Below are 25,817 nucleotides of genomic sequence, written 5' to 3'. Positions count from 1 at the left end.
GTTAAGGGTTCGAAGGAGCAAGGGGGCTCCATCTACCACTTAATCCGGATACCCGGAATACCTGCGCCGCTGGAACCCGTCCGGCTCCATCGCGCTGGCGGTGGCCGTGGCCATCGGTGCCGCCGGCATCCTCGGCGCCTACCCGATGGTGTTCGCCTCCTTTATCGCCATGCTGGTGGGCCCGGTGATCCACGTCATCATCAGCGTCGCCACCCGTGGCCGCTTCTACTTCAGCACTTTCCCCGAGGACATGCCCACCCGCTGGCGGCCGTCCCAGCGTTATCAGGGCCCGCGCCCGGACGCGGCGGCCATGTCCTACGCCTCATCGCGATAACAGGAGCCTTTCCATGACCGCGCAAAAACTGCCAGTGGCGGCGGTTCAGTTCGAACCCACCCTGGCGAAGAAAAGCGAGAATATCGAAACGTTGCTGGCGCTCACCGAGCAGGCGGCCCGTGAGGGCGCCCGTCTGATCGTGCTGCCGGAAATGGCCACCACCGGCTACTGCTGGTACCACCGGGAGGAGGTGGCCCCCTACGTGGAAACGGTGCCCGGCCCCACCACCGAGGCGTTCACGGCGCTGGCGGCCCGCCATGATTGCTACATCGTGGTGGGCATGCCCGAGCGTGACCCGGCCACCGACCTGTATTACAACAGCGCCGTGCTGCTGGGTCCGCAAGGCGTGGTGGGCGTGCACCGCAAGACCCACCCCTACATCGCCGAGCCGAAATGGGCCGCCAACGGCGACCGGCACGCGGTGTTCGATACCCCCATCGGCCGTATCGGGTTGCTGGTCTGCATGGACATCCACTTCGTGGAAACCGCTCGTCTGATGGCTCTGAACGGCGCGCAGGTGATCTGCCATCTCAGCAACTGGCTGGACGAGCGCACGCCGGCGCCCTACTGGCTGACCCGCGCCTGGGAAAACGACTGTGCGTTGATCGAAGGCAACCGTTGGGGCTGGGAGCGCGGCGTGAAATTCAGCGGTGGCAGCTGCGTGGTGGGCGCCGATGGGACTCTGCTCGGCTACCGGGACGACGGTGACGGCGTGGTGCACGCGGACATCGAACTGCCGGAGCGCAACCGCAGCCTGGCGAAACGGCGCCCGGAGCTGTACCACCGGTTGCTCACCAACACCTTCAGCTGGAACCCGAAGGATTTCTTCGGCCTGTACGGCTTCCGCCCGCTGCCGCCGGGCAAACGCTCGGTGGTGGCCGCCGGCCAGTTCACCCCCGGTGCCAGTCTCAATGGCAATCTGGAAGCCCTGCGCGACATGGCGCTGCGGGCCCGGGACGGCGGCGCCGAACTGCTGGTGTTTCCCGAGCGGGCGCTGACCGGGCCCGGTGGGCGGGAAACCGCCATCGAAGCCGGCGATGAGGCATTGAAGGAAGTGCTCGATATCGCCATGGAGGCCAACCTGAACCTGGTGGTGGGCTGGCTGGAGCGCGACGGCGAGCGCTACTACAACAGCGCGCGCTTGTTGGGTCCGGCCGGCGTGCTGGCCGATTACCGGCAGATTCACATCGCCGAACCGGACCGCCACTGGCTCAGCGCCGGCGACCGCTGGGTGTGCCACGACCTGCCCTGTGGTCGGGTCGGCCTGCTGCTCGGCGAGGACCTGACGGTACCCGAGGCCGGTCGTGTGCTGAGCCTGGAGGGCTGTGACATCATCGCCGCGCCGGCTTCCTTGCACGGCCCGGTGCCCATGGCGCATGGGGGTTCGCGGATTGCCCAGAACTACCCGATCCCCACCGGCGAGGATCCGCACCACTGGCTGTTGCCCCGCGTGCGTGCCGGCGAGAATAACCTGTGGGTGGTGTTCGCCAATAATGCCGGCGACGGCGCCTTCGGGTTGAGCGGTGTGTACGGGCCGGACACCTTCGCGTTTCCGCGCAGCGAAGTGAAACAGGTGCGCGCTCGCGGCGTGGTGATGATGACCATCGACACCGGCGACGATCAGGCGCCCTATCCCACCCACGTGGTGCGCCGCAAGGATCTGGTGCTGATGCGCCAGCCGCATCATTATCAACCTCTGGTGGAAAGGGATACCCCGCAAGAGTAATCAGGACCGGGGCGGCGGACGCCGCCCTTTCAGGAACAACCATGGCTTCGGAGCGCCAGATGGAGAGCGGTAAACCGGTGATTCCGGTGGGAATTCTGTATTCCGTGTCCGGTGAGTACGGTGTTATCGGGCGGGAAATGCTGAACGGCATCATGATGTCCATTGAGCAGGTCAACGCCAGCCCGGAATTTGATTTCACGCTGGCGCCCATCGTGCGCGATCCCGGTGGTGTGCTCGACCGCTACCACGACCATTGTCACGATCTGTTGTACCGGCACGGCGTCAAACACATCGTCGGCTGTTACACCTCGGCGTCGCGCAAGGTGATCCTGCCGCTGATCGAAGGCGCCAATGCGTTGTTGTGGCATTCCGCCCGCTACGAAGGGTTCGAAAGCAGCAACAACGTGATCTACCTGGGCGCCGCCCCCAATCAGCATGTGCTGCCGATGCTGGCCTGGCTGCTGCGCGAGCATCCCGGCGACATCTATCACGTGGGCTCCAACTACGTCTGGTCCTGGGAGATTGACCGCATCACCGGCGAGGCCCTGGCCGCCACCGGCCACCGGCTCACCGCCAGTCGGCTGGTGAATCTGGGCGACACGGCGGTGGAAGGCATCATCCGTGACATCGCCGAGCGCCGGCCCAAGGTGGTGCTGGTGACGCTGGTCGGCCAGTCCGCCTACCGGTTCTATCACGCCTGGCGCGAGGCCGCCGAACACGACCCCTACCTGGCGTCGGACACCGCCATCAAGCTGAGTCTGACCCTGTGCGAGGCGGAGGTGAGCCTGGTGGGCAAGGCGGCGCTGGAAGGGTATCTGGTGTCCTCGGCCTGGTTTCAGACCGTGCGCAATGACGCCAACGACCGCTTTCTGGAGCAATACCGCACCCGCTTTGGCGACGCCGGTTCGCCGTCGGTGGATTCGGTGGCCGCCTGGACCGCCGGCCAGTTTCTGGCGCGCGCGGTGCAGCGTTGCGGCGGCGAGCAGGTGGAGGCGGTGCGGGCGGCGGCCTGGCGCGACGAGCTGGACGGCCCGGCGGGCCAGGTGCGCATCGACCCGGACAACAACCACGCCTGGCTGACGCCGCGCCTGGCGCGCTGCCACGAGGGTCGCCTGGACGTGTTCTGGGAAGGCGACGCACCGATCAAGCCGGACCCCTGGTTGACCTGGGTGGATCTGGATGCCCTCGGGCCGGGGGCCAGCTAGTCATGTCCCGGTCACGTATACGGGTGCGCGGGCTGCGACTGCTGGCGATCGCCTGTGACGACCGTGATGCCCACCATTTGCAACAGCAGTTCCAACGCCTCGGCGTGGAAGCCTGCTTTCTGGCGGACCTGCCCGGCGATGACGCCTTCGAGAACACCGACATGGTGTTGTTCGATGGCGACAGTCCGGTGCTCAGCCATCCGGATCGGGAACTGGCGTGGCCGGCGCTGCCACGCATCGTTCTGACCGGCGTGGAAGCGCCCTCACGGCTGCAATGGATCATCCGTCAGGCACCGTCGGCCTATTTGCGCAAACCGGTGCGCTTCGATGGCGTGATGACGGCCCTGACCCTGGCCCGGGCCGCCGCCGACCAGCAGCAGGGCCTGCAGGCGCGCATCGAACGCCTGGAGGAGCGGCTGCGGATTCGCCGTTTTCTGTTTTCCGCCCAGTTGATGCTGATGAAGGAATTCGACCTGGGCGAGGACGACGCCTACGCCCTGCTGCGCTCGCTGGCCATGCGTCAGCAGAAAACCGTGGAGCATTTCAGTCTCGACCTGCTGGCTCGCCCGGAGGGCTATCTGCGTCTGGCCAAGGATCTGCTGGCCGGCTAGCGCCGCGTGTCATCACCGCCCGGTTTCGGTATCCTTCGGCTTTGCTTTTCGACGCGCGGAAGGGTCACGTCCATGGCGGTGAACAGACGGGAAAAGGGGTCTTCGATTACCCGGGTACTGGGCATCATCGAACGGGTCTCCCGGGAACAGCGGCCGATTTCGCCGGCGGATCTCTCGCACCTTCTCGACATCCCCAAACCCAGCGTCCACCGGCTGCTTCAGCAGCTGGAAAAAGAGGACTTCCTGCGCATGGACAGCCGTGGCCTGTGGATTCCCGGCCCGCGCCTTTACCGGATCGCCCTGGACGTTTTCCAAAGCGATGGTTACCGGCTGGAGCGGGAAGCGATCCTCAACAAGCTGGCGGCGCGCATCGGCGAAACCTGTTCCATCGCCATCCCAATGAATCTGGAAATGATGTATTCGGACCGGGCCCAGGCCAACTGGCCGCTGCACATTCATCTGCCGGTGGGCACGCGCACGCCGGTGTGGTGCACCGCCAGCGGCAAGCTGTACCTGGCGCTGCTGCCGGAGGAGCGCCGCCGCTCGGTGGTGGCCAGCCTGCCGCTGACCCGCATGGCCCGTAACACCTTCACCGACCAGGCCGGCTTTCTCGACGAACTGGCAGCCATCGCCGAACGGGAGGAGAGCGAGGACAACGAGGAATTCATCGACGGCATGGTGGCGGTGGCGGTACCGATCCGCGACCCGGACGGCCAGCCGTTCGCCTTTCTCAATGTGCACGCGCCGGTGATCCGCACCGACCTGGCCGCCCTGCGTGGCTTTCTGCCGCTGATGCGCGAAGCCGCCACCGCCCTCGGCGCCATTCAGTAACGTGTAGGGCCGACTTCAGTCGCGATCAACGGCGATAAAAAAAGGCGGCCGCGGTATGCACCGGGGCCGCCAGAGGCAAGGCAGATTCAAATCAGACTTTATTTCATGGTCGGCATGGAGAACTCGGCGTTCTCGCGCACCGCCGAGGACGGCCAGCGCTGCGTCACGGTTTTGCGCTTGGTGTAGAAGCGCACGCCGTCCGGACCATAGGCGTGCAGGTCGCCGAACAGGGAGCGCTTCCAGCCACCGAAGCTGTGGTAGGCCACCGGCACCGGCAGAGGGATATTGATGCCCACCATGCCCACCTGGATGCCGTCGCTGAAGTAGCGGGCGGCTTCGCCATCGCGGGTATAGATGCAGGTTCCGTTGCCGTATTCATGGTCATTGATCAGCGTCATCGCCTCTTCCATGGAGCGGGCGCGCACCACCTGCAGGACCGGCCCGAAGATCTCCGCCTTGTAGCTGTCCATCTCGGCGGTGACGCCGTCGATCAGGGTGGCGCCCACGAAGAAACCCTGTTCGTAGCCCGGCACGGTCAGATGGCGCCCGTCCACCACGATCCGCGCGCCCTGGTCCTCGGCGCTGTCGATATGGCCGATCACCCGGGCCTGGTGCTCGCGGGTGATGGTCGGGCCGAAATCGTTGCTTTGCTCTTCGTAGGCGCCCACTTTCAGATCGGCCATGGCGGCCTGCAGTTTTTCCACCAACCGGTCGGCCACCTCGTCGCCCACCGTCACCGCCACGGACAGCGCCATGCAGCGCTCGCCGCAGGAACCGAAGGCGGCGCCCAGCAGGGAGTTGACCACGTTGTCCATGTCCGCGTCGGGCATCACGATGGCGTGGTTCTTGGCGCCGCCCAGGGCCTGGCAGCGTTTACCGTGGGCGCTGGCGGTGCTGTAGATGTATTCGGCGATGGGCGTGGAACCGACGAAGCTCACCGCCATTACACGCGGGTCGGTGAGCAGGGTGTCCACCGCTTCCTTGTCGCCGTTCACCACGTTGAACACGCCGTCCGGCAAGCCGGCCTCCTTGAGCAGCGCGGCCATCAACATGGACGCGCTGGGGTCGCGCTCGGAGGGCTTCAGCACGAAGGTGTTGCCGCACACCAGCGCCATGGGAAACATCCACAGCGGTACCATGGCGGGGAAGTTGAACGGCGTGATGCCGGCCACCACGCCCAGGGGCTGAAATTCGCTCCAGGAGTCGATGCCCGGGCCCACGTCCTTGGAGTATTCCCCTTTCAGCAGTTCCGGAGCGCCGCAGGCGTATTCCACGTTCTCGATGCCGCGCTGCAGTTCGCCGGCGGCGTCATGCAGGATCTTGCCGTGTTCGGAACCGATGGCCCGGCATACGGCGTCCGAGTTTTGTTCCAGCAGTTCCTTGAAGCGGAACATGATGCGCGCGCGTTTCATGGGCGGGGTGGCGCGCCAGGCGGGGAAAGCCTGTTGGGCGGCGGCCACCGCCTCTTCCACGGTGCTCTTGGCGGCCAGCGCCACCCGGGCGCTGGCTTCGCCGGTGGCCGGGTTGAACACGTCCTGGGTGCGGGTGTTGTCCTGGCGCTCCGCGCCGTTGATGAAATGGCCTATGACTTTCATGGCGATACCTCGAATCGGGTCTGTTGAAGGGCGGGCTCAGGCCCACAGGCTTTCGTAAAGGGTGACGATCTCGGCGGCGTCGGGAACGCGCGGGTTATTGCCCGGCGACCCGGAAGCCAGGGCCTGCTCGGCCATGGTGTGGCGCACCTGGAAGAAGTGATCCCGGTCGATGCCGAAATCCGCCGGCGTCGGCACTTGCAGCTCCTGATTGATCGACACCAGGGCGTCCAGCAGCTTGCGGTTGGCGTCGTCGTCGCCATCGGTGGCGGCGGCGAAGCCCAGCGCCCGGGCGCAGTCGGCGTAGCGGGGGCCGGCGCTGGGGATCGAGTAGCCGGTGACCGCCGGCAGCAGCATGGCGTTGGAAAGGCCGTGGGGCACATGGAAAAAGGCGCCGATCGGGCGGCTCATGCCGTGCACCAGGGCCACCGACGAATTGCAGAAAGCGACGCCGGCCAGGGTGGCCCCGAGCATCATCCCTTCCCGGGCCTCGCGGTCCTGGCCATCGTGGTAGGCGCGCCGCAGATTGGGGCCGATCAGGCGCATGGCGGCCAGGGCCTGCTGGTCGCTGTAGGGGTTGGCCTTGCGGCTGACGTAGGCCTCCATGGCATGGGTCATGGCATCGATGCCGGTGTCGGCCGTGGTGCGTGCCGGCAGCGACAGGGTCAGCTCGAAATCCACCAGCGCGGCCACCGGCATGAAGCTGGCGCCCACGCACAGCAATTTTTCGTCGCTGTGGTCGTCGGCGATGATGGTGAAACGGGTGGCCTCCGAGCCGGTGCCGGCGGTGGTCGGCACGGCGATGATCGGCAGCGCCGGCTCGTTGACCTGCCGGGGGAACGCGTAGTCACGGATGTCGCCGCCATGGCGGCCCATCACGGCGATGGCCTTGGCGCTGTCGATGGGGCTGCCGCCGCCCAGGGCGATGAGGGCGTCGTAGTCGCCTTCGCGCACCCGTTCGACACCGGCGGTGATCGACGAAGCGGTGGGCTCGGGGACGGTATCGGCGAACACCTCCACCTGGATGTCCAGGGGCGCCAGCACCTCGCGCACACGGTCCACATAGCCCAACTTCACCATCATCCGGTCGGTGACGATCAGAGGGCGGCGGCTTTGCAGGGTGGTCAGCACCTCGGGCAGGCGGGCCAGGGTGCCGGCGCCGATTTCCAGGATGCGGGGAAGCAGGATTGAGGCCATGGCGGGTTCTCCTTATCGCGCCGCCGGACCGTGGTGGAGACGGGACCGAAGCGGCGGTGGGCCATCAGGTTTATTTTTTGATCATATATAACGATACGATACGTATCATTATTTGGTGGGGGTGAAATGTCAACCAGCGAGGAGGAGGGAGCGAGAGCGGACCGGCGGAGATTGGCGCGGGGCGGCGGCGGGCGGCGGAAATCGGCTGGCCGCGGGCCGGTTTGAATTCGCCGCGCTTTACCCTAATACTCTGTCGCCAAACGGACAGTCTGGAGTCACCATGAACCCTCAGGGTGCCGCGGTTTTCCTGATCGATTTCGCGTTCAGCGTCTACATTTTCATCGTTCTGACCCGCTTCGTGCTGCAGCTGGCCCGGGCGGATTTCTATAACCCGATCTCCCAATTCGTGCTGCGCGCCACCAATCCGCTGCTGGCACCGCTGCGGCGCATCATTCCGGGTTATCGGGGGCTGGACATCGCGTCCCTGGTGCTGGTGGTGCTGCTGATCATCGTCAAGGCACTGATGCTGATGACGTTGCAGACCGGGGGCATTCCGCCGGGCATCGGGCCGGCGTTGCTGGTCTATACCTTGCGGGAATTGGCCACCCTGCTGCTCAACTACATCTTCTGGGCGGTGCTGATCCGGGTGATTCTGAGCTGGGTGGCGCCGGACCCGTCCAACCCGGTGGTGCGCGTGGTGATCCAGATCACCGAACCGATCATGGCGCCCTGTCGGCGCCTGTTGCCGGCCATGGGCGGGCTCGATCTGAGCCCGCTGATCGTGCTGCTGGGCGTGCAGGTGCTGAAGATTCTGTTCCAGCTGCACTGACGCCCGTGGGGCGGCCGCCTATTCGAACGGCGGCTCGCCCTGCCAGTCGAAGAAGTCCGGCAGATCCCGGGAGACTTTGTCCGGGAACACCGCCGGCCGTTTCTCCAGGAACGACATCACCCCTTCCTTCACGTCCTCGGAGCCGCCCCGGGACTTCATCGCCTTGCTGTCCAGCTTGTGGGCTTCCATGGGGTGTTCCGCGCCGGCCATGCGCCAGATCATCTGGCGGATCACCGCCACCGACACCGGCGCGCTTTGCTCCACCATTTCCTTGGCCAGGGCCACCGCCGCCGGGTACAGCTCGTCGGCTTTGTGCAGCGAGCGCACCAGGCCGCGCTCCTTGGCTTCGGCGGCGCTGAACACGCGGCCGGTGAAGCACCATTCCAGGGCCGAGGAGATGCCCACCACCCGGCTCAGGAACCAGGACGAGGCGGCCTCGTTGACGATGCCCCGGCGCGAGAACACGAAGCCGAACTTGGCGTCCTCGGAGGCCATGCGCACGTCCATGGGCAGCTGCATGGTGATGCCCACGCCCACGGCGGCGCCGTTCACCGCGCCGATCACCGGCTTCAGGCTGCGATAGATGCGCATCGCCACCTGGCCGCCGCCGTCCCGGTGGGCATCGTCCGGGTTGGCGCCTTCGCCACCGCGTTTCTTGTAATCGAAGGTGTCGCCGCCGGACGACAGGTCGGCGCCGGCGCAGAAGGCGCGGCCCTTGCCGGTGACGATCACCGCGCGCACTTCGTCGTGCCGGTCGGTGAAATCGAAGGCGGCGAGCAGCTCGTCCTTCATCTCCCGGTTAAAGGCGTTCATTTTCTCCGGGCGGTTCAGGAACAGGGTGGCGATGCCGTCGTCGACGGTCAGCTCCAGGGTGTTGAAGGCGGGAATGTCCATGCTGGGTCCTCGGTGCAAGCGTGATCGACCATCATTGGTCAGGCCCGGGGCCCCCGCAACCGCCAGTTACGACACCGGTGCGGCGGTTTCGGTCATGGTCGCCCCTGGGCGCGGCGGCCCGGCGGCGGTAGGCTTGCGGCTTTGAATTCGTTGGGAGAGCCGCTTTGAACCCTGGAAGCAAACCGGACGGCGTCTGGCGCACGCCGCACGCCTACCCGTTCCAGCTGTCGCTGACACCGCACTACAGCCATCTGGACACCGAGCGCCACGTCAACAACGTGGCGGTGCACAGCTTCCATCTGGAAGCGCGCACCCGCTTTCTGATGGCGCGCCTGGATCGCCCGGTCTGGTACGCCGACGACCTGCTGCTGCGACCGCGCCGCACACTCACCCAGTTTCTTGGCGAAACCCACTACCCACACCCGGTGACCGCCGCCGCCGTGGCGCTGCACGCCGACGAACACGGTGCCCATCTGCGCACGGCCCTGTTCCAGAACGAGGAATGCGTGGGCATCCAGGACTGTCTGCTGGGCGCCTGGCAGGGCGATCAATGGGTGCCGCTCCCCGAGTCCGTGCGCGCGGCGCTGGCCGGCGACCAGGGCGCGGCGGACTGGCCGCCGGAACTGCCCCTGGACGCCGGGGCGTTCGCCGGTTACCCGGAGCGGGTGCCGCTGGTGTCCCGCTACGCGGACCTGGACCCGGACCGGGTACTCTCGGAACTGGCGCTGGCCCGGTACGCGGAGCAGGGCCGGGCCGGTTCCCTGTCGGTGCTGCGCCAGCCGCAATTGGGGCTGCTGGTGGCGCGCATCGATCTGCGCTTCGGCCGTTGGGACCGGGGCATGGGCGAGGTGGCCCTGGCCACCGGCCTGTCGCGCATCGGCAATACGTCCTTTGTGTTGCGTGGCGGCATCACCGTGGACGGGGTGGCCACCGGCACCGCGGAGAGCGTGATGGTGCTGATCGACCGGGACAGCCACCGGCCCACGCAGGTGGCTCCCTACGCGGACGCCATGGCGGCCATCCGCATCGACTGAGCCCCCCTATTCGCGGGGGGTTCCGCTCGCCGGCGCTGCTCTAGGATGTGACGAAATAAAATCCAGTTCATGGAGAATCGTCATGTCCGTTCTTTCTACCTTCCGGCTCCTGCCGCTGGCCGGCCTGTTCGGCACGGTGTTGCTGGTCGCCGCCTGTGGCGGCGACAGCGACGACAATGACCCCGCCACCGGCGGGGGCGGTGGCGGCCCCGAGGCCACCTCCCTGAGCGGTTCGGTGGCGGTGGGGGCGCCGGTCGACGGCGCCACCGTGCAGGTCACCTGCCGGTCGGGCAACGGCGTGGCCTCGGTGACCAGCGCCGCCAACGGTGGCTATACGGTGCAGATCCCGAACGCCGACTTCCCCTGTATTCTCCGCGTCACCGGCGGTGACCTGCCCGCCGGCGTCGCCGCCCTGCATTCCTTCGCGCCGTCGGCGTCCCAGGCCACCGTCAATGTCACGCCCCTCACCGACCTGGCGCTGGCCCTGGCGGTGACCGTTCAGGACGGCCGCGGCCTGGCCGCCTGGTTCCAGGATCCGGACAACTGGGACGCGGTCAGCGGCGGCCTGAGCACCGCCGCCGGATCCCTGCGCACCCGCCTGGACGATGCCGGCTATTCGCTGCCCTCTTCCTGGCCGGGGTCGCAGTTGATGGCGCCGTTCTTCCTGGCGTTCACCCCCAGCGCGACGCCGGCGGCGGACACCCTGGACCGCCTGCTGGAAGACCTGCAGGCGGCCATCGACGCCGCCGCCAGCGACTACCAGACGGTGCTGGCGAACATCACCGGCGGTGGCGCCTTCCCGGACCCGGTGGAGCCGGACCCCACCGATCCGACCGACCCCACCGACCCGACGGATCCGACCGACCCCACCGATCCCCCGACGCCGCAGGGCGCCGTGGCCTCGGCGGACCTGGGTGACAACGCCGAGCCGTCCCCGTCGGAATTCCTCAGCGTGATCTCCCGGACCTGGCCGGTGGCGATCTACGACGTGCCCGCGGAGCACCCGGAATGGTACGGCGAAGGCTCACTGACCATCGGCGGCACCACCGATAACTGGACCGTCACCCTGCTGGGCGCCGACGGTGGCACCATCGTCAGCCAGTCCGCCGACGGTGCCATTACCCGGGCGCTGACCCCGTTCTCGGTGACGGATTTCGGCTTCGGGCCCAACTACATGTCCGGGCAGGTGTTCATCAACCAGGGCACCGCCATCACCGAGTTCGTCAACACTTTCCTGGAGTGGGACACGGGGCTGATCGAAGGAAGCGCCGGTGGCAACGGTGAAGTGAAATTCCGCAACAGCGTGCTGGCTTATGGCGAAGGCGTGCCGGACATCTTTGATGATCTGGCGGGCACCTGGACCGGCTCCGCGCAGGTGTCCTGCAGCGGGCCGTTCGGGCCGTTCACCACGGTCACCAACACCATCACCATTACCGAGCAGGGCAAGTTCACGTTGGCGGGTCAGACCCAGCTGTGTGGCGGTGTTCTGCCTCGCGAAAACCAATGGGGTGGCAAGGACGATTTTCTGATCCCGGGCGTTGAAGAAAGCGACGGCGCCTTCCTGATGCAGGTCGACGCACAGGACCTGGTCAATGTCAGCGCCGGGCAGGTGCAGATCCGGTTCGACGAAACCATGGCCGTGATCAAGATGAGTGCCTGGGTCGGCGGCGAGCTGTTCGAGCTGAGAAACGTGGCGAAGCAATAACAACCAGGGACAAGACGCGCGGGCAGTGTTCCCGCGCGTTTCAACGTCCTCCATTCGGGAAAAAATCATGAAAATATTTCCGCGGAACAAGACCGTTCCTGCCATGACGCTGCTCGCGCTGGTATCCGGGTGTGCGGTCACCGGCGGCACGTCGGCGCCGGACTACAACGCCAGCGGCAGCGCCGCCGGCCAGGCCGGTACCTTTATCGAAGCCAGCAACGAAAAACACATGAAGGGCGTGAACAAGGTAGGTGTGCTGTCCTGCAACGTCATGTTCGGCATGACCAGCGCCGCCTCCGCGTCCACCAGCGGGGGGTTCCGGGCGGGCGCGGACCGGGCCACCGGCACCATCAGCCGCTCGGATGTGAAAGTCACCGTGACCTATACCGTGGACGGCGTGGAGGACAGTGAGCTGCAACGCATCGCCGATGCCGCCTGCGCCGACGCGGAAAAGCAACTGGCCGGCGCCGGCTTCCAGGTGGTCCCGCTGGCGACCCTGCGGGCCAATCCGAATTACCGGAAGATTCAGGAGGGCGGCCGCCCCAGCCCGTTTGAGTACAAGGAGAAGCGCGGCGGCACCCGCTACCTGGTGTTGGCACGTACCGGTGAGACCGTCACCGACTCGCGCTACACCGGCGCCGGCCAGGGCTTCGCGCAATCCTTCAAGGCGGTGGCCGGCGACGCCACCGAGCAACTGGAAGGCCAGCTGATCAAGGACCTGGGCATGACCGGGGTGAACATCAATCTGCTGGTGGATTTCGCGTCCCTGGAATCCGACGGCCACAAAACCTTCGCCGGCCTGGCCAATAAAAACTCCGCCAAGGTAAAAGCCGACATCCAACAGGCGGTAACCGGCGACCTGCGCTTTCAGCCGCTGCCCGCGCAGAAATGCTGGAAGGAGTACGGCAAGGAAAAATGCCAGATCAAACTGAACCAGCAACCGGTGTTCGCCACCCGGCAGCCGGTGGCCAGTGATCGCCCCTTCTACACCAGCATCGATAACGTCACCACCACCGGCGACAAGGTGACCTCCGGGTTGACCAAGGCGGTGGGCATGTTGAGCGCGCTGAGCGGCACCTCCAGCAAAGTGGCCCGCGACATCACGCGTTACCAGGTAAACGTGATGCCGGAGGTCTACGAAGCGGAAGCGGTGACGCTGTCGAAAGGGCTCTCGGGCATGGCGGCGGCCAAGGCCGCGTCGTCCCGATAAGGGAAAAAATCAAAATCCGGCAAGGTGGGGTGGGGCGATGTCGTTTAAAAAAAGCACGTGGATAATCGGGCCGGCGCTGCTGGGGATCACCCTGGTGGTGGCCGGGTGCGGTGGAGGGAGCAACCACGCCCCGGGTGAGCCGGCGGGCGGCGACGGCGGGTCGCCCGGGCCCTCCGCCGCCACGCTGAGCGGCACCGCCGCCATCGGCGCGGCGATTCGTACGGGCACCGTCACCGCCGCCTGTTCCGACGGCAGCGGCTTCACCGAAACGGTCACCACCAACGCCAACGGATCCTGGAGTGGTCAGGTGGCCGGCACCGCGCTGCCCTGCGTGCTCACCGTGACCGGTGGCACGCCGCCGGTGACGCTACGCAGCTACGCCAGCCAGGCGGGCACGGTCAATGTAACGCCGATTACCGATATGGTGTTGGCCCTGGCCACCGGCTCGGCGGACGGCGGCTGGGTGGCGAATCGGGCGAACTGGCCGGACACCGCCACCGTCGCCACCCGCAAAACCGAACTGCTGTCGGCCATGTCCGATGCCGGCTTTGCCTTGCCCGGCGGCGATCCCTTTACGAGCCCGCTGGTGATCGTCGACGACTGGGACCAGGTACTGGATGCCCTTCAGGACGCCATCGACGACGACCCCGACACCGCCGATTACGACGCCCTGCTGGCGCGGGTCAAGGACGGCCAGTTGGGCACCTTCCCGGCGGCCCCGGACGGCGGGCCCTCCGACCCGGAACCGCCCGAGCCGGGCGCCGAACTGCTTAACCAGCGTAACGGCGTGGCGGTGGTGCGCGACGGGCACCTGTGGGCCATGGAGCAGCCGTTTATCGAAACCTTCGGCGCGACCACCGCCAAACGCCAGATCCGCGCCAACAACTTCGGCGCCGACAACGTGATTCAGGACACCACGCCGTTCGCCGGTGAGGAACTGGTCTGGGCACAAATCAATGTGGCCCACGGGACGCTGGGCACCCAGCTCTGTGACGGGACCACGGGGGTCGTCCTGATGACGGTGGACAGCAGCGCCACACCGGCGGTGTACAAAACCTGGAACGCCACCGACTGCGAGCTGGATGTGGACTATCACTTCGGCAACGGCGCCACCGAAGGGAGGCTGATCAGCGCTACCCTGAGCAATGATCGCGACGCGGACACGGTCACCCTGAGCGATGGCCAGTTCCGCCTCTTTATCCACACCGGCAAGGAAGGTCCCCTGCCTGAACTGTCCGGCGACGTGCGTGAAATTCTGATGGTGGACAGCGGCACCCGCGAAATCCGCTCGGGCTATTTCGAGCGCGGCAAACCCCTGGAGGACGGCTCCCACCCGGACCATTACATCGATTTCGGTGTGTCCCCGGGCAGCGCCAATCCGGCGGTGGGCAGCTACCCATGCGGCTCTTCTTCCGTGTCGGTGTCGCTGAGCATGGGCTGGGTGACCACCGGCGGTCCCCTGTTCAAGTTCCAGACCTCGAACGGCGGCGCCTGCACGGTGACCGTGGAACAAAGCGCCGGCCGCAAATACGTGGGTTCCTACACCGCCACCCTGATCGGGCCCGGCTTCGACGCCTTCGGGTCCGGCCTGACGCCGGGCGACACCGAATTGCCGGAAGCGGAACGAACCCTTCAGGTGCACGGCCTGTTCCGTAACTTCACCACCCAGACGTTCCACGCGGACAACCAGGGCAACGAGGGCCCGCTGGGCGGCGAAACCCGGGGCGTCACCCTGACCATCGACGACGGCAACACGCATTTTGAGGCCGGCGAGACCTTTCTGCTTGCGTCGGAGGAATCCTCCAACGGTCACAACGGTTACTTCTATCGGCGGTTCAGTGAGCTGCGGTCGCCGGATGACCAGTTGCGCATGGTGTGGTCGGGCATTCCGATGGCGGTGGGGAGTTATGCCTGCAACGACGACGTGGGCGGTCTGAAACCGACCATGAGCCTGTCCACGCCGGCGAACGTTCCCTACGGCGTGACCTACACCCAGTCGGGCCTCCAGCAGCTTACCGAAGGTGCGTCCTGCTCGCTGAACGTGACCAGCGTGGACGATGGTCTGGTAACGGGCACCTACATCGCCACCCTGGTGGCGCGCAATATCGCCCCGGTGCTGCCCGGCGAGGATGCTTCCATCACCGTCTCCGGCGAGTTCCGCTACCCGAATACCGGACTCTGAACGTGTCCCGGGATTGTCGTAGGTGCGGCGGGGGCGCCTACCAAAGGCAGGCGGTCTTGCCCTGCTTCTCCTGGGACGCCATCCACGAAAGAATACGCCCGCCCAGCGGGCGTTCCGTGGCCTCGGCGGCCAGGGCGATGGCCTCGCGCAGGCCCTGAATGTCGATGCCGGTTTTCAGGCCGCTGCTCTCCAGCAGGTAAACCAGATCCTCGGTGGCCATGTTGCCGGTGGCGCCCGGGGCGAAGGGGCAGCCGCCCAGGCCGCCCAGGGACGCATCGAACCGGCGCACGCCCAGGTCCGCCGCTTCCCAGGCCATGGCCGCCGCCAGGCCCCGGGTGTCGTGCAGATGCACGTAGAACCGCCCGGCCCCGAACTCGCGGATCAGCGGCGCCATGATGTCCTTCATCTGGCGTGGATTGCCGCCGCCGATGGTATCGGCGATGGCGACCTCGTCGCTGCCGGCGGCGAACATGCGCTCCGCCAGGGATTGCGTCAGCGCCACCGGCACCGGGCCGTCGTAGGGGCAGGCGAAGGCGCCGGAAATATAGGTGCGGGTGGCGATTCCGTCTTCCCGGGCCGCGCTCAGAATCGTCTCGCAGCTGGCGGCGGCCTGCTCCAGGCTCATGTTCAGGTTGCGCTGGTTGAAGGTGTCGGTGGTGGACAGCACCAGCGCCACGGTGGGGTAGCCGGCGTCGCGGGCCAGTTGATAGCCCTTCAGGTTGGGCACCAGAGCGGTGTAATGCAGGTCGTCCCGGCGCGGCAGCCGCTCGGTCAGCGCCGCCGCGTCCGCCATCTGTGGCACCGCTTTCGGGCTCACGAAGCTGACCGGTTCCAGATAACGCACGCCGGCGTTCACCAGCGCGTCGGCGATGCGCGCCTTGGTGTCGGTACTGACCGGCACGGGCTGATTCTGCAGGCCATCGCGCAGGCCCACTTCATTGATGATGGCGGTATCGGTCACAACAGGCCCTCGCTGGGAACCACGGGGCCAGCAGTGTGCCACGGCCGACCGGCAGCGGCCACCGGCCGGTACGCCAACCATGCTGATCGGTCAATGGCCGCCCGGGAAGGCCGGGCGGCGGCGGTCCGTTGTGGCGAGGGCCGGGCCTGGGTACTGTCGACGGAAACGAAGGTGGGCGAAGCGCTGTTGGAGAGCTGCCGTGATCTGGATTTTGTCCGTTGTGCTGGTGGTGGTCGCCCTGATCCCCACTTACATTACCCTGGCGTTCTATCTGGTCTGGTTCTACGACCGGCGTAATTTTCCCGCGTCGGTGGACGGCGACGAGGTAACGAACCCGCGCCCCGGCCGGGCCCTGGGCGCCATGCTGCTGGAAGCGGCCAGCCTCACCTTTCTGGTGGCCACCTATCCGCTGCGTCTGGTGCAGGACGCCTCGCCCAAGCGCGCCCGCGCCTGGGACCGGCCGCCGGTGGTCCTGGTGCACGGCTATGGCGGCAACAGCGCCAATTTTCTGTGGATGCAGTGGCGGCTGCGGCGCTGGGGCTTTCGCAATGTGTACGCGGTGAGCTACACGCCGCCGCACATCAACGCCCGCAAGCTGGCCGCCCAGGTGGCGCGGCACGTGGAGCGGGTGCTGGAGCGCACCGGCGCCCAACAGGTGGACCTGGTCTGCCACTCCATGGGCGGCCCTCTGAGCCGCTACGCGATCAAGAATCTCGGTCTGGCCGGCCGGGTGCGCACGGTGATCACCCTGGGCAGCCCCCACCATGGCACGCGCATCGCCGCCCTGTTCCCGGCCCGCGGTGCCGCCGCCCAGATGCGCTACCGCAGCCCCTTCGTACGGGAACTGGCGGAAGGCGGCGAATGCCCCGGCGGCGCGCGCTTCCACTGCCTCTACTCGGACATGGACAATTTCGTGCTGCCCGCCGCCACCGCCACGCTGTCCGACGCGGAGGACAATCTTTGCCTGCCCTACCTGGGGCACTGCGCCCTGCTCTACAGCCCCCGGGTGGCGCGGGCGGTGGCGGAGCGTCTGCGGGCGGACTAGTTTGTTGTCTTTTTGTAACGCTGCGAACAAAAAGGTTTTTGTGGATCGATAAATTGGTACGTTAGTGCAAATTAGAACTAACGTACCATAATAACAAACCCGCCACCCGTACCCGGCGTGGCGGCGGAGATCCCGACCATGTTCAGCAGATTCTCTACCCCGGCGGCCTGGGCCGTTCTGATGATAGCGCTTCTGGCCGGCTGCGGCGGTGGCGGCAGCGCCGGCGGCGACCCCACCGCCCGGGTGGGCGGCGGCCCGGCGGAAGTGTTCTTCAGTTATCCCTATGACGGCCAGCAGCAGGTGTCACCCGGCGCGCCGCTGATCCTGCGCTTCTCGCACCCGGTGCAGGACCCCCGCGCCGATCAGCTTCGACTGGAAGACGACCAGGGTCGCCCGGTGGCGCTGGACGAACCCCGCTGGCTGGAAGGCGGGCGGGGCCTGGTGGTACGACCGGCCCGGGGCGAGCTCCAGGCGGACACCGGCTACCGGCTCAGCCTGCGCGGGCTGACCGGCGAGGCCGGCGAGTTCACCCTGCCCGAGGACGGCGTGCTCAGCTTCCGGACCCGGCTCGCCATGCGCGGCGCCAATGAGTGGCGTCGCCGGGACGGACCGCTGCGCGTGCTGTCGGTGACCCCGGACGGGGAGCGTTTGCCGGCGGTGGATTTCTCCACCTGGCGGCTGCGCTTCAGCCATCTGCTCGACCCGGCGTCGCTGGTGTACGGGGAGACCGTGCGCTTCACCCGGGACGGCGAGCTGGTGCCGGCGCTGATGCTGGTGAAACGGGACGCCCTGACCCTGGACCCCCGGGAGGACCTGGAACCCGGCGCGGAATACCGCCTGACCCTGTCTTCGGAGGTACGTGCCTTCGACGGCCGGGCGCTGGCCCGGGCCGGCGAGTGGCGCTGGACCATCCGCGACAGCCGCCCCCGGGAAATGATGGTCCAGCAGGTGCCGGTGGCCTCGGACGCCGCGCAACGCCCCTGCGCGGCGCCGGACGCGGACCGGTCCGACCTCTCCGGCACGCCGCTCAACTGCGTGCCGATCCGTTCCACCCTGCTCGGTGACCGCGACGCCACCCAGCAAAGCGGGGACGTGTTCGCCGAGCTGGCGTTCCAGCCCCGCTTTCCCTTTGTCGGGCCGCTGCGCATTGCCCGGGGCAGCCTGCTCACCGGCAGCAACGTCCAGGTACGGATCGCCGGGACCGTGCCCGCCGGCATCGAAACCGGGGACGTGTCGGTGACCTTTCTGTCCGACGGCACCGGCTATCTGATGCCCAACCCCTACAGTCAGCGGCCGGAAGCCCCGCGCCAGGTGCATTTGTTCGTGGACCTGGCGATGACCGCGGAAAACCCGGAAGCCAACGGCGGGCTCAGCCAGACACTGCTGCAGGTGGAACTGGTGGGCACCGCGCGCACCGAGGGCGCCAGCCTGGTGATCGACGCCGTGGGCATGGTGGAACCGGAGGTGCTGGGCCAGGAAACCGCCTACGGGCTGCTGAGCCTGCACACCGTGTCCTATCCGGACCAGAACCGGACACCGGAACCGGTGCCGGACCTGGCCGCGCCGTCGCTGCAATCGATGACGCCCATGATCGGGGCGGAGGGTCTGGCCCGCACCGTCAAACCCGGCGACCCGATCATTCTCAATTTCAGCGAACCGCTGGACCCGGACAGTGTGACGGCGGGGATCGCCCTGAGCCGCGACGGCGTCGCCGAGCCGTTCGACGGGCGGCTCGACGGCGCCACCGTGGTGCTGCACCCCGACCCGCCCCTGCGCCCGGGCGCCGACTACCAGGTGACGATCAGCGACCGGGTCACCGACCTGGCCGGCAACCCGGCGGTGCCGGAGACCCGGGCCTTCCGTCTGCCCGCGCAGGTGGGCGGCCCGGTGGCGCCGCTGGCGCTGACCGTATACCCCGGCTTCCCCTGCGCGGTGGACAAGACCCAATGGCGCATCGCCGAAGGCAACCACGGCATCTGCCGGGGCGCCCGCGCCGACGACGACCGCCTGCCGGTGAGCCGGCTGCCGGCCAACCGGCCAATCCGCGTGACCCTGTCCCAGGACATCGACCCGGCGTCGGTGATTCTCGGCACCCGCTGCGACGAAGGCAGTTTCCGCGTGGAAAAAGTGGTCAGTGACGCCAATGGCGACCCACAGGCGGTCCGCGACGGCGACAAGTACAAGTACCAGTGCGAGGCGGCGGTGCCGGGCCGGCTGATCAAAGGCGCCCGCACCCTGACGTTCGTGCCGGACGCGCCCTGGGAGCCCGGCGTGGCCTACCGCTACGGCCTGCAGTCGGTGAACCGGACCTCCGGCCAGCAACCGGACGACTGCCGCAGCGGCGAGGCGATCTGCTCCCGCCAGGGCCTGCGCCTGCAAACCGCTCTGCTGGAGGCGCCGGCGCCGGACTGGGGCGGCCCGGATCTGGAAATCCACTTCCGGGGCGCGCCGGCCACCGACGGCGTGTTTCAGGCGCTGGACAACCTGCCCACCGCCGACGTCAACGCCAACGGCCGCTTCGACGCCGGGGAACCGGGCTACCCGGAAGGCGAACCGGCGTTCAACAGCTCCCGCTTGGAAGCGCTCGGCGGCACCGCGCTGGCCACCGCGCCCCGCCTGGTGTGCGACCAACCGGAAGGCTGTGACATCCAGGTGGTGGGCGGCCTCAATTCCGAGGTGCTGGGCCCGGGCTGGTACGACGACCCGGCCACCGAGGCCCGGGAGCGGGTGCCCGCGGTGCGCGTGGCCCTGCATCCCACCCGCATCCTGGCCTCCTCGGTGACCCTGAAGGCGTCGGTGCTGATCGACGGCGGCGCCGCCATCGAAAGCCCCACCGGCACCCAGGTGATGCGCATGCGCTACACCTGTTCGGCCGCCGGCGATGCCCCCTGCGGCGACGACGACGGGCTGATCCCCGGCTGGATTCTGGAAACCGACCAGGGTCCGGAATTCCGCACCCGGGTGCACCTGTATCTGGACGCGCCTTACCTGGAAGCGCCCCTGGGCGGCGAGCACAACCAGCACAGCTACCCGCTGATGATGGACCTGGCCGGCCCGCTCACCTTCCTGCCCAACGGGCGCATGGCGATCCAGCAGCTCAACGCCAACCCGATTCCGGTGAACGTGGAACTGAGCAAGCTGCTGTTGCTGTTCAGCGCCGCCATTGATCTGCGCATCCCGGAAAACGGCGTCAAACTCCAGTACCTGGGCGTGCCGATCAAACCCTGAAGCCGGACCTGAGCGGCGTCGCGTTTGACGCCGCTCAGTATTTGCTCTTGTCGCGCTTGCCCACGCCCGCCGGACATAGCATGGTTGGGGTAAAACCAGAACGAGGGGAGAGGCACCATGAGTGAATACGGCGCAACCGTGGCCTGGCACCTGGCACCGGATGCCAGCTTCGACTACGAAACCTTCGACCGTTCCCATGAATGGACCTTCGCCGGCGGCGAGGTGGTCTCCGCCTCCGCGTCGCCGGAATTCTTCGGCTCCGGCAACCGGGTCAACCCGGACGAAGCGGTGATCGCCGCCACCGCCAGCTGTCACATGCTTACCTTCCTGTCCATCGCCGCCAAGCAGCGCCTCAAGGTGCTCAGCTATGTGGACCGCCCCCGTGGCGTGGTGGAAAAGAACGAGGAAGGCCGCCTGGCCATCACCCGCATCGAGCTGCGGCCCCGGGTGGTGTTCGAAACCGACCCGGACGCGGCGGCCCTGAAGAAGCTGCACGACGCCGCCCACCGCAACTGCTTCGTGGCCAACTCCCTGCGCGCCGAGGTCACCGTGGAGCCGGACGCCTAGACCGCCGCCGTGACCGGCCGGCCACGCCCGGCCGGCGACCGCGCGGTGTCGAATCGCTAAACTGTCGCCCTCCCCGGCGGCCAGGGGCCGCCTTTTTCCGCCAACGCAGAGAGGGCGAGCCATGCTTGATCAAAACGAAATCGACCTGTTTCGCGACAACGTCCGCAAGTTCCTGGAAAAAGAAGTGCAGCCCCACTACGACCAGTGGGAAAAGGACGAAAAACTGCCCCGCGAACTCTGGAACCGGATGGGCGAAAACGGCCTGCTGTGCGTGGACGTGCCCGAACAATACGGCGGCTTCGGCGCCGACTTCCGCCTCTCCGCGGTGATGGTGGAAGAAGCCTCGCGCATGGGCTTCGGTGCCCTGGCCTCCAACCTCTCCGTGCACTCCGACATCGTCGCCCCCTACATCCTGCACCTGGGCACCGAGGAACAAAAACAGGCCTGGCTGCCGAAAATGGTCACCGGCGAAGCGGTGGGCTCCATCGGCATGACCGAACCCGGCGCCGGCTCCGACCTGCAGGCCATGAAAACCCGCGCCGAAAAAGACGGCGACGGCTACGTCATCAACGGCCAGAAAACCTTTATCACCAACGGCCAGCACTGCGACGTCATCGTGCTCGCCACCAAAACCGACCCCAACGCCGGTGCCAAGGGCGTCACCCTGTTCACCGTGGACGCTTCCCTCTCCGGCTTCTCCCGGGGCCGCAACCTGGAAAAAATGGGCCACCACGCCGCCGACACCTCCGAACTCTTCTTCGAAGGCGTCCAGGTCGGCGCCGACCAGATCCTCGGCGGTGAAGGCAAAGGCTTCTTCAACCTGATGAACGAACTGCCCCGCGAGCGCCTGATCCTCGCCCTCGGCGCCGTCGCCGCCTGCGAAGGCATGATCGACCGCACCGTGGCCTACACCCAGGAACGCCAGGCCTTCGGCCAGCCGATCAGCAAATTCCAGAACACCCGCTTCGTGCTGGCGGACCTGCACGCCCAGGTGCAGGTCAACAAAGCCTTCTGTGCCCAATGCACCGACCAATACGACCGCGGCGAACTCAGCACCACTAACGCCTCCATCGCCAAACTCACCACCACCGAACTGCAAGGCAAGGTCGCCGACCAATGCCTGCAACTGTTCGGCGGCTACGGGTACATGAAGGAATACCCGATCTCCCGCGACTTCGTGGACGCCCGCATCCAGCGCATCTACGGCGGCACCAGCGAAATCATGAAGGAAATTATCGCCCGGGATATTCTCGGCCGCTGATCCGGCCAGGCCGCCGGCGCCACCACGGAGCCCTGTGCCACCGCGCACAGGGTTTCGGCGTCGTGCCCCGGGCACCTGGAGTACATACCCCAAATGGGGCATGCGCGACGAGGAACCAACCCGGATCATTCAGTGCATCTCTTCCAACCACTTTGGGGACGCACCATGATCCACTCCACCTCGCTCCAACGGGGCCTCGCCCTGCTCCTGCTCGCCGCCCCGGTGGCCGCCTTCGCCGTCGGCCCCGGCTCCGGCTCCCAAAGCCAAAGCAACATCCGGGTCGGCAACTGCCAGGTCAGCCACATGCAGGTCATTTACAAACTGGACAGCCTGATGGGCGAACCCACCGTCAGCGGCTCCTACAAATGGACCGGCAACGGCAATTGCTCCCTGCCGTCCTCCACCACCATCTGGCTCAAAGTCGAAGACGGTAGCGGCGGCCGCGGCTACGTCCGGCTCAAACCGGCGGTTCCCCAAGGCAACGGCGCCTACGGCTACAACACCACCGGCTCCCCCGACTGGGACGAAGCCCTCTGCGGCTTCAACGGCAACCGCCGCACCAGCTGCCTGCCGCCCAACGGCGCCAAAAACCTCTGGAAAAGCGGCCGCGTCACCGACTTCAGCGTGACCTGGTAAATACCCGCCCCACGCGGGCAGACCTTCGGCCACCGCGCACAGCGCGTGCGGTACCGACATAAAAACGCGGCTTCGGCCGCATTTTTTGTGTATTCGCGACAGGGCTTTGTTTGGATTTGTCTGGGGTGGCGTTTTCTGGTTTTATTTGGGGTTATTGCTTGCTGGTTTCCAAGATATTACGCCGCTCGTTCATTGGATATTAGAGATGGCGTAATTAACAGTTATTTGCATGGGATTCATTTGGGTTGCATTCGACAAAAGTAAGCAAGGTTGGCACGACAAAATTGCAGGCACAGTCGTTGTGCGAAAAAAGAACAGAGAGTCTAAGCGAGTTACATTCTATGGTTAACAAGTCGCCTCAGTTTGCGGCGGATGGGCGCCGGTTAGCCATGGCGGCGAGCCGGTGTGGTGGCGTTATAAGGAATGCCTAATGGAATTTAGTGGCGAGTTTAAAAGTTCATTCACAGCATTAAGGGATAGTGTCAATGGCGCAAACGGGCATTATCAAGTTTGGTTTACACTGCGAGGGAAGAGTAAGGCGTTAGATGCACATTATGATGATATGAACGAGCCGGGTTATGTCGATTTCTTTAAAGCCGTAAACATAGCTAACTATAAGATGATGTTTGTTGAAATTGGCTGCATATTTGACACAGATGATAAATCACATAGGTTTAGGGACTTTAAAGAACTTTTAGAGAAGGAAGGGTGCAGTGAACTTGTCGAATTGGCAAAAGAAAGGATAGGCCCCTACAGTGATTTAGTATCAAACTTGCTGACAATCAGATCTAAAATAGTTGCTCACAAGGAAAAGGCCGTATCGCCACAAGAACTTTATAAAAAGCATGGAATTAAACCCGATGATATTGGCAGTCTTTTAAATGATTTGGCGGAATTTATGCATGAGGTTGAGCAGGTGCTTAATGGAGGAGCAAGCTGGAGTAGTATAGCCCCAACAGATAGATGGGAGCGTGCCACTTGGAACATGTTGAGCGTATTACATAAAGGGAGACTCTCATAATAATATCTGGCAAAGAGATTCTTTCCCATTGCGGCCTTGTTATCACTACGAGGCGACACGTTGACGGAGTTATGGGGCAACCCTCTTCCGCCAGCCTGGTTTTCTGGAGTGGAGAGCAAAAGCAACGACGATGAAAGTTTGGCTTCTATCGATGGTTATGAGCGAGAAAGGGAATCTATGAAGAATTAGCTGCCTTGCTCCGGATTTCCCCGCTTTGTGGGAGACTGGAACCAGTGGGGGATTTGATTCCTGGAGCAGCCTCTTCCAGTTCCGTAGCGGCTTCCCTGCTGACTCGTACTCTCAAAATTGTCAGCCCTTGATTCGGTCTCTGGCGCGGGACAGGACCTCCTCTGCATCAAGCAGTTCCGCCTCTCCTGAATCAATTTGCTGGATTCGCCGGCAAATTCCGCGGTCCCACGCTTCGGCAACACCGTCTTCTGCCGGACCATCCAAGCTCGCCACCAGGTCTTTGGCTAAAGCCGCGCGCTCCTTATCGGAGAGCGTCAAGGCAGCACTTCTAAGAGCTTCGAGTTCAGGCGCAGCCATTCGACACCTCACGGAGATGGACATGGACAAATAGTGAAGAAATTTTTACCCCCTAACAAGGGTCGGTACATTGGCCGCTTTTGCGCTTTGCTGCGACCGCAAACCGGCATCTATGCCAAACGTTGAATGTTATAAAGACGTAGCAAGCAGGGCCTAAGAGCCGGTTTCCTTGCTAGCGGCGCTTACAGTTAAGGGCGGCCATGGGGAAGAGCATCAGGAACACAAAATCGTAGAGGTGCCTTGCTTACAGTGACCCCGCGCGCCCCGATGCCGATGCGTAACTGCCTTATGGTTTACGACAGAGAGAGAATAAAAATGTCCGAATCAGTGTTTAAAGCAATATTGGTGATAGCTGCTGTTTTCTTCACGGCTTTCTTTGCTGTGACCATTTTGCCGCCGCTTTTTGAGAACCCCGACTTATGGGGCGCGTTCGCCGCAGGGTTTGTGAACCCTTATTCGAGTGGCTATTCGACGGATGTTCTTGTTTGCTGGGTCATTCTGGCTGCCTGGGTGGCTTATGAAGCCAAGGCCTATGAAATTCGAAAGGGGTGGGTTTGCCTGCTGCTTGGCATTGTGCCTGGGGTGGCGGTTGGGTTTGCGCTGTATCTGCTGCTTCGAGCAAAGCAACTCCGGGAGTTCAAGCGTGATGCGGTACGGGCGTCTTGACGCCCGTACCCGAAGGCGTACATCTGGTGGAAAGTTAAACACTCAGAGGTGTTTCATGACCGGAATCACAGCGACTGAGGCGCGCAGCAAGCTTTACCAGTTGATTGATGAAGCCGCCGAGTCCCATCAACCCGTTGTCATCATGGGCAAGCGGAACAAAGCCGTCCTGGTTTCCGAGGAAGATTGGTCGGCCATTCAGGAAACACTCTACCTGCTCTCCGTACCAGGTATGCGGGAGTCTATTCGTGAAGGGATGGATACCCCGGTGGATGAATGCGGTGAGGAGCTGGGCTGGTGACATGGAAGTTGGTTTACACCGGACCCGCCGCCGCGCGGCTCCAAAATAGTCCCTAAGCCGCGTTCCGCTTCGCCACCGCCCGCAGCACGATGCGGCACTGATTCTCCCCATACTCGCGGATGTCGGCGGCGGCCTGTTCCGGATTGCGGGCGAGGACGTTTTCCAGGAGCCGCTGGAAGATTTTGGGTATCCGGATTAAGTGGTAGATGGAGCCCCCTTGCTCCTTCGAACCCTTAAC

23 protein-coding genes and 1 pseudogene are annotated in these 25,817 nt (G+C 65.3%); 18 read left to right on the top strand and 6 right to left on the bottom strand.

The genetic code is table 11. From position 1 onward, the window contains the following. The first annotated feature begins 106 nt into the window (after positions 1–106). From IM760_RS17795 to IM760_RS17775, 5 genes are all read left to right on the top strand, one after another. Entirely contained in the window at positions 107–334 is a 228-nt protein-coding gene (locus tag IM760_RS17795; RefSeq protein WP_204431577.1) for a hypothetical protein, read from the top strand. A gap of 13 nt (positions 335–347) precedes the next feature. Next, entirely contained in the window at positions 348–2,060 is a 1,713-nt protein-coding gene (locus IM760_RS17790; protein ID WP_204431576.1) for a nitrilase-related carbon-nitrogen hydrolase, read from the top strand. Positions 2,061–2,101: 41 nt separating this feature from the next. Further along, the gene (locus IM760_RS17785) at positions 2,102–3,265 is read left to right on the top strand and encodes a transporter substrate-binding domain-containing protein (RefSeq protein ID WP_204431575.1); all 1,164 of its coding nucleotides are present in this window, start codon (positions 2,102–2,104) and stop codon (positions 3,263–3,265) included. Positions 3,266–3,267: 2 nt separating this feature from the next. Beyond that, positions 3,268–3,876, top strand: coding sequence for an ANTAR domain-containing response regulator (locus IM760_RS17780; RefSeq protein WP_204431574.1), 609 nt, complete (start codon positions 3,268–3,270; stop codon positions 3,874–3,876). A gap of 72 nt (positions 3,877–3,948) precedes the next feature. Then, entirely contained in the window at positions 3,949–4,707 is a 759-nt protein-coding gene (locus IM760_RS17775; protein ID WP_204431573.1) for an IclR family transcriptional regulator, read from the top strand. A gap of 98 nt (positions 4,708–4,805) precedes the next feature. On the opposite strand, the gene IM760_RS17770 is transcribed toward IM760_RS17775, so the two are convergent. Continuing rightward, positions 4,806–6,302, bottom strand: a complete 1,497-nt coding sequence (locus IM760_RS17770; RefSeq protein WP_204431572.1) for a CoA-acylating methylmalonate-semialdehyde dehydrogenase — start codon at positions 6,300–6,302, stop codon at positions 4,806–4,808. Between the two features lie 36 nt (positions 6,303–6,338). Further along, a complete protein-coding gene (locus IM760_RS17765; RefSeq protein WP_204431571.1) occupies positions 6,339–7,496 on the bottom strand; it encodes an iron-containing alcohol dehydrogenase in 1,158 nt (385 codons plus the stop codon). 280 nt (positions 7,497–7,776) lie between these two features. Between IM760_RS17765 and IM760_RS17760 the strand changes: the two genes are divergently transcribed. Continuing rightward, entirely contained in the window at positions 7,777–8,325 is a 549-nt protein-coding gene (locus IM760_RS17760; protein ID WP_204431570.1) for a YggT family protein, read from the top strand. 18 nt (positions 8,326–8,343) lie between these two features. On the opposite strand, the gene IM760_RS17755 is transcribed toward IM760_RS17760, so the two are convergent. Beyond that, complete coding sequence (locus IM760_RS17755; RefSeq protein WP_204431569.1) at positions 8,344–9,219, bottom strand: crotonase/enoyl-CoA hydratase family protein; 876 nt, start codon at positions 9,217–9,219, stop codon at positions 8,344–8,346. A 164-nt stretch (positions 9,220–9,383) separates the two neighbouring features. Between IM760_RS17755 and IM760_RS17750 the strand changes: the two genes are divergently transcribed. From IM760_RS17750 to IM760_RS17735, 4 genes are all read left to right on the top strand, one after another. Continuing rightward, a complete protein-coding gene (locus IM760_RS17750; RefSeq protein WP_204431568.1) occupies positions 9,384–10,253 on the top strand; it encodes an acyl-CoA thioesterase family protein in 870 nt (289 codons plus the stop codon). Positions 10,254–10,335: 82 nt separating this feature from the next. Beyond that, entirely contained in the window at positions 10,336–11,958 is a 1,623-nt protein-coding gene (locus tag IM760_RS17745) for a carboxypeptidase-like regulatory domain-containing protein (protein WP_204431567.1), read from the top strand. A 67-nt stretch (positions 11,959–12,025) separates the two neighbouring features. Beyond that, positions 12,026–13,168, top strand: a complete 1,143-nt coding sequence (locus tag IM760_RS17740; protein ID WP_204431566.1) for a hypothetical protein — start codon at positions 12,026–12,028, stop codon at positions 13,166–13,168. Positions 13,169–13,205: 37 nt separating this feature from the next. After that, a complete protein-coding gene (locus tag IM760_RS17735; protein WP_204431565.1) occupies positions 13,206–15,350 on the top strand; it encodes a hypothetical protein in 2,145 nt (714 codons plus the stop codon). A 37-nt stretch (positions 15,351–15,387) separates the two neighbouring features. On the opposite strand, the gene IM760_RS17730 is transcribed toward IM760_RS17735, so the two are convergent. Next, entirely contained in the window at positions 15,388–16,311 is a 924-nt protein-coding gene (locus tag IM760_RS17730; RefSeq protein ID WP_204431564.1) for a hydroxymethylglutaryl-CoA lyase, read from the bottom strand. Between the two features lie 199 nt (positions 16,312–16,510). Between IM760_RS17730 and IM760_RS17725 the strand changes: the two genes are divergently transcribed. The 6 genes from IM760_RS17725 to IM760_RS17695 all read left to right on the top strand — a co-directional run bounded on the left by IM760_RS17725 (position 16,511) and on the right by IM760_RS17695 (position 24,069). After that, positions 16,511–17,356 (top strand): esterase/lipase family protein, encoded by an 846-nt coding sequence (locus IM760_RS17725; protein ID WP_228232818.1) that lies wholly within the window; start codon positions 16,511–16,513, stop codon positions 17,354–17,356. A gap of 180 nt (positions 17,357–17,536) precedes the next feature. Beyond that, positions 17,537–20,584 (top strand): Ig-like domain-containing domain, encoded by a 3,048-nt coding sequence (locus IM760_RS17720; RefSeq protein ID WP_204431562.1) that lies wholly within the window; start codon positions 17,537–17,539, stop codon positions 20,582–20,584. A gap of 117 nt (positions 20,585–20,701) precedes the next feature. Continuing rightward, the gene (locus IM760_RS17715) at positions 20,702–21,151 is read left to right on the top strand and encodes an OsmC family protein (protein WP_204431561.1); all 450 of its coding nucleotides are present in this window, start codon (positions 20,702–20,704) and stop codon (positions 21,149–21,151) included. A gap of 121 nt (positions 21,152–21,272) precedes the next feature. Beyond that, positions 21,273–22,412, top strand: coding sequence for an acyl-CoA dehydrogenase family protein (locus IM760_RS17710; RefSeq protein WP_204431560.1), 1,140 nt, complete (start codon positions 21,273–21,275; stop codon positions 22,410–22,412). Between the two features lie 165 nt (positions 22,413–22,577). Continuing rightward, on the top strand, positions 22,578–23,048 hold the full coding sequence (locus IM760_RS17705; RefSeq protein ID WP_204431559.1) for a hypothetical protein: 471 nt from the start codon (positions 22,578–22,580) through the stop codon (positions 23,046–23,048). Positions 23,049–23,478: 430 nt separating this feature from the next. Further along, a complete protein-coding gene (locus IM760_RS17695) occupies positions 23,479–24,069 on the top strand; it encodes an AbiU2 domain-containing protein (RefSeq protein WP_204431557.1) in 591 nt (196 codons plus the stop codon). A gap of 309 nt (positions 24,070–24,378) precedes the next feature. On the opposite strand, the gene IM760_RS17690 is transcribed toward IM760_RS17695, so the two are convergent. After that, positions 24,379–24,615 carry an addiction module protein gene (locus tag IM760_RS17690; RefSeq protein WP_204431556.1) on the bottom strand — a complete coding sequence of 79 codons (237 nt, stop codon included), beginning with the start codon at positions 24,613–24,615 and terminating at the stop codon, positions 24,379–24,381. A 315-nt stretch (positions 24,616–24,930) separates the two neighbouring features. On the opposite strand from IM760_RS17690, the gene IM760_RS17685 reads away from it, so the two are divergent. Together IM760_RS17685 and IM760_RS17680 are read left to right on the top strand one after the other, a co-directional pair. After that, the gene (locus IM760_RS17685) at positions 24,931–25,281 is read left to right on the top strand and encodes a DUF2834 domain-containing protein (protein ID WP_204431555.1); all 351 of its coding nucleotides are present in this window, start codon (positions 24,931–24,933) and stop codon (positions 25,279–25,281) included. A 55-nt stretch (positions 25,282–25,336) separates the two neighbouring features. Further along, on the top strand, positions 25,337–25,579 hold the full coding sequence (locus IM760_RS17680; protein WP_204431554.1) for a type II toxin-antitoxin system Phd/YefM family antitoxin: 243 nt from the start codon (positions 25,337–25,339) through the stop codon (positions 25,577–25,579). Between the two features lie 52 nt (positions 25,580–25,631). On the opposite strand, the pseudogene IM760_RS17675 reads toward IM760_RS17680, so the two are convergent. Next, positions 25,632–25,817, bottom strand: a pseudogene (locus IM760_RS17675) (hypothetical protein); the annotation flags it as partial.

It is taken from the genome of Alloalcanivorax marinus, from assembly GCF_016906305.1.
GTDB lineage: Bacteria > Pseudomonadota > Gammaproteobacteria > Pseudomonadales > Alcanivoracaceae > Alloalcanivorax > Alloalcanivorax marinus.
Note: the sequence above shows the minus strand (reverse complement) of the source record. Positions and strands in the feature narration are given on the sequence as shown.